This window comes from Rhizobium sp. PDO1-076 (assembly GCF_000247475.1).
Lineage (GTDB): Bacteria > Pseudomonadota > Alphaproteobacteria > Rhizobiales > Rhizobiaceae > Allorhizobium.
In genome coordinates this window covers 1-3,583 of record NZ_AHZC01000172.1, presented here as the reverse complement: position 1 = coordinate 3,583, position 3,583 = coordinate 1, and the positions used below count along the sequence as shown (strand labels likewise).

Annotated in this window: 4 protein-coding genes and 1 pseudogene; all 5 read left to right on the top strand. The window is 52.0% G+C overall.

From position 1 onward, the window contains the following. Positions 1 to 422 (top strand): annotated as a pseudogene (locus tag PDO_RS28310) (hypothetical protein); the annotation flags it as partial. A 14-nt stretch (positions 423 to 436) separates the two neighbouring features. Continuing rightward, complete coding sequence (locus PDO_RS11255) at positions 437 to 1,201, top strand: hypothetical protein (RefSeq protein ID WP_009109337.1); 765 nt, start codon at positions 437 to 439, stop codon at positions 1,199 to 1,201. Continuing rightward, on the top strand, positions 1,195 to 1,863 hold the full coding sequence (locus PDO_RS11250) for a hypothetical protein (RefSeq protein ID WP_009109335.1): 669 nt from the start codon (positions 1,195 to 1,197) through the stop codon (positions 1,861 to 1,863). The genes PDO_RS11255 and PDO_RS11250 overlap by 7 nt, the downstream gene beginning before the upstream one ends. Then, positions 1,860 to 3,242: a type III secretion system ATPase SctN gene (gene sctN / locus PDO_RS11245; RefSeq protein WP_009109333.1), complete on the top strand. Its 1,383-nt coding sequence runs from the start codon at positions 1,860 to 1,862 to the stop codon at positions 3,240 to 3,242. Before PDO_RS11250 ends, sctN begins: the two co-directional genes overlap by 4 nt. Further along, a partial coding sequence (gene sctO, locus PDO_RS11240; protein ID WP_009109330.1) for a type III secretion system stalk subunit SctO occupies positions 3,239 to 3,583 on the top strand: 345 nt, incomplete at its 3' end. The genes sctN and sctO, both read left to right, overlap by 4 nt.

The window sequence follows — 3,583 nt, the reverse complement described above, 5'->3', positions numbered from 1 at the left end:
CGTTCATATCGTTATTGCCCGAGAGCCCCGAGTTTGGGGGAGAGCTCAAACCGTCCTCCGTTGCGGTTTTCATCAAGCAGCGACATGGCGTCGATCTCGATTTTTTTACGCCTCGTATCCGACGATTGGTCAGTACCGCGGTCGAAGGCGTCGATTATGAACATGTCACCGTTGTACTTGTCGAGGGAGAGGCTACACAGGGTAATGTCGACCCACGGAACCGCTCCTTCACTGAAATATTGCCTGGCCTTGGAATCCGGACCACTGACGCAAGCTATTTTTGGGAAATTGCGACAATCTGCGGGATAATCCTAGCTTTGTTGGTTCTGACCAACATCGTCACGTTATTTTCCTTTGCAAAAGCCCGTAACAATTCGAGACGCTACGGCAACGGCTTTCAACCAGACAGCAGCAGCGAATAGGGATATTTGAGTAAATGAGCCGTCCGTCTGCGCCTCTCAATCGCGATACTGCTGCGCAGATCGCGCGAATGGCTGAATGTGTGATACGGCCGCTTGAGTTCGTCCACGATGACTACCTTTCCCATTCTCCCCTGGACGGACAAGCGTTCAAGAAGCTTGCCGCCTTTCCTGCATTTTGCACTCCCCTCAACCAGGCATTCTCTCGTAATCTCGGTCTTAAGCAGTTGTCCTTTTCGAAAGACTTTCTACGTGAGTTGGACGAAAACGTAGCCCTCAAGATCACTTTAAGGCTTCTACAATACGAGACGGCAGAAATCGTGACGCTTGCCCGGCACTGTGCTGCCATCCAGCTCTTTCCACAAATTCGTCTCTGCGTACTCAAGTCAAAACGCAAGAAAGCCGAAACGATACTTGGGTCTGATGCTTTCCTTACGGCCATGCGTGAGGCGCAAGCATTCTATCCATGCTTGGCCGAACGGAGCCGGGCATTCCAGCTGGACGAGGTCTTGAGGCCAAATTCGGATCAAGAAGGATATGAAAATCCCGACCGCGAGACCTCGCATGGCGCCGCTCAGAATGCCCATCCGACAATCTGGGAAGGCCTCAAAACATTTATTGCATTTGCAAGAAGAGCCGATCCGGGATGTGCAACATTATTTTCCCTGCGCTTTCAAAACCCGATGACGACAGCCGGGCTCACTTCGACCGCTCCGACACTGACCGACATGCAGGCTGCGGAACTAACGACGTTTTTTCGTAACAGGGGTGTACCATGGTGAACCTCATTTTCCGACCCGAAGTGATCAATCACACCGTGTCGAGAGGGAACGGCGTCATCAAGGCCGTGGAGTTTTCGGCCTTGGAAGAAGCCCACACAGTCTTGCAGACTGCCCGCGACAATGCGGTACAAATCGCCGCTTCTGCCCAGGCTCACTATAGAGATGAAAAGGAGCGCGGTTATCGGGAAGGCCGTGAGTCAGCCGACAAGGAAGCACTGGCAAGATTATTGGCCGATCACGACCATCTCGATAGGAAATTACAAGCGATGGAACGTGATTTGGCAGACCTCGTGAAATCGTCGATCCGCAAAATTCTCGCAGTCTTCGAAGACTGCGCACTGGTTGAAACAGTACTACACCAGGCCCTGCAAAAACTACGCCGGGACAGTCGTTTGCAAATATACTTGCCGCCATATCTCGGCCCCAGTTTCGCGGCGATTACCGCCAAAATTGAAGCGAAATTTCCGTCGTTTCAATCGATTGAGATCCTAGAAGATTCGTCTTTGAACCAACATTCCTTTGTGCTTGAGTCCACTACCAACAGGATTGAATGCGATCTCGGTCACATGCTCGGCGAGGTCGACCAGCTCATTGATCAGACGGCCGCGAACATCGCCCATTCCGATCTAAAACGCCCGCAATTTGCGGAGACGACACAATGATCTCTTCTCTGCACAAAGACCTCGCAAACGCAGTTGATGTAAGGCGCGCTTTTATTGACCGGCACCTCGATCAATTCATTCCAAACCTCTCAGTAGCGATTGAAGACTTTGATCCTTTTGTCGTCAGCGGGCGAGTGACGAAAGTCTTCGGCACGATCGTGCATGCGACTATTGCCAACGTGAAGATCGGTGAGATTGTCAACTTGCATAACCGCATCAGTGGTCACAGGCTATCTGCTGAGGTCGTCGGTTTCGTCAACAGCGAGGCGCTTCTTTCCCCCTACGGTGACACACAGGGCGTCGGGCCTCACACCGAGGTTTATGCCACCGGGCAAGTGTTGCGCGTTCCGGTCGGTGACGATCTGCGCGGTCGTGTTTTGGATGGACTTGGGAGATTTATCGATGGAAAGAATGAAAAGTTCATTCCGCAAACCTACTATCCGGTTCACCAGGTGCCGCCGGATCCATTGACCCGGCGGATTATCGACAGACCTCTTGCGACGGGAATTCGTGCGATTGATGGCTTGCTGACTGTCGGCGAAGGACAACGTCTGGGAATTTTTGCCGCAGCCGGTGGTGGAAAATCAACGCTACTTTCGATGCTGGTAAAGGGCGCGGAAGTGGATGTAACGGTCATGGCCATGATCGGTGAACGTGGTCGCGAAGTGCGTGAATTCATCGAGCGCGATCTCGGGCCGGAAGGAATGAAAAAGGCCATTTTGGTCGTTGCGACATCGGATAAAAGCCCGATGGAGCGAATCAAGGCCTCTTTCGTTGCAACGGCAATTGCCGAATATTTCCGCGATCAAGGCAAACGTGTTTTGTTTTTGATGGACTCTGTCACACGTTTTGCCCGTGCCCAGCGCGAGATTGGACTTGCCGCGGGTGAACCGCCCACCCGGAGGGGGTTCCCGCCATCTGTATTTGCCACACTTCCAAGGCTCATGGAGCGCGTCGGTATGAATGACAAGGGCTCGATCACTGCCTTGTACACGGTGTTGGTGGAAGGCGACGACATGAACGAACCCGTGGCCGACGAAACACGATCCATTCTCGACGGGCACATCATATTGTCCCGAAAATTAGCAGCCGCTTATCACTACCCAGCAATCGATGTTCTGAACTCCAAGAGCCGCCTCATGGATGCGATTACTTCGGATGAGCATAGGGCTCTGGTAGCGAAGACAAACGGTCTTCTGGCCACTTATGCTGATATCGAATTGCTCGTCAGAATTGGCGAATACAAGATCGGCAGCGACCCGAAGACGGATCTCGCAATCGCCAAAAATGAAGCGATAAATGCTTTTCTTAAGCAAGATCCTAATGAATTTGAATCGTTCAATGACACACTTGAGACATTGCGGAATGTACTTCGATGATTGAAAAATTTCGCGTACTCCAGGACGTCAAATACAGGCGCGAAGATGCCTGTCTTCGCGCACTTCAAACAGCGCGGGCGATGCTTTCGAATGCTATACAACTTCGCCAGGAACAAGCTACGGCTGTAGCGGAAAGCGCTGTAACCCTGACGGACCGTGAAAACGCGATTTATCAGAGAATTATGCAAAAGGTCGTAGCCACTGGTGAGATAGAGCTGTCGAAAGAGAGGGTTTTGCTTGTCTATAAAGGCCATCAGCAACTCGAGGATGACTTGGAACTGGCAAGTCAGCGTTGCGCAGTGCTGGCGAAGGACGTGGAAGATGCCCGTCATGTGTATCAA

Bases quoted from the DNA above. Each gene is read 5' to 3' on its own strand.
- PDO_RS11255 (WP_009109337.1), top strand. From the start codon at position 437: ATGAGCCGTCCGTCTGCGCCTCTCAATCGCGATACTGCTGCGCAGATC.
- PDO_RS11250 (WP_009109335.1), top strand. From the start codon at position 1,195: ATGGTGAACCTCATTTTCCGACCCGAAGTGATCAATCACACCGTGTCG.
- sctN (WP_009109333.1), top strand. From the start codon at position 1,860: ATGATCTCTTCTCTGCACAAAGACCTCGCAAACGCAGTTGATGTAAGG.